Origin of the sequence: Neisseria benedictiae, from assembly GCF_958267435.1 — a bacterium.
Lineage (GTDB): Bacteria > Pseudomonadota > Gammaproteobacteria > Burkholderiales > Neisseriaceae > Neisseria > Neisseria bergeri.
Genome location: NZ_CATQFV010000002.1, coordinates 1 through 284, shown reverse-complemented (window position 1 = coordinate 284; position 284 = coordinate 1). Strand labels below are relative to the sequence as shown.

The 284-nt window shown below is 53.2% G+C and carries 1 protein-coding gene; it reads right to left on the bottom strand.

Translation table 11 applies throughout. The features are described from left to right. A partial coding sequence (locus Q3O12_RS00015) for an IS5 family transposase (protein ID WP_002256589.1) occupies window positions 1-244 on the bottom strand: 244 nt, incomplete at its 3' end. Between the last annotated feature and the right edge of the window lie 40 nt (window positions 245-284).

Sequence of the window (284 nt, the reverse complement as noted above, 5' to 3'; positions counted from 1 at the left end):
TGAGGCTGTGTTCGAGTTCGGGATCGGAGAGGCTGTGCCATTGTCCGAGTAGGACGGCTTTGAACATGGACAGCAGGGGATAGGCGGGACGGCCACGGTGGTCTCTAAGGTAACGGGTTCTTTGACGATTCAGGTACTGTTCGATCGGCTGCCAATCAATCACCTGATCCAACTTCAATAGCGGGAAGCGGTCGATGTGTTTGGCAATCATGGCTTGGGCGGTTTGCTGGAAGAAGGTGCTCATGAGAAATCCCCTAAATGTCTTGGTGGGAAGTTAGGGGATT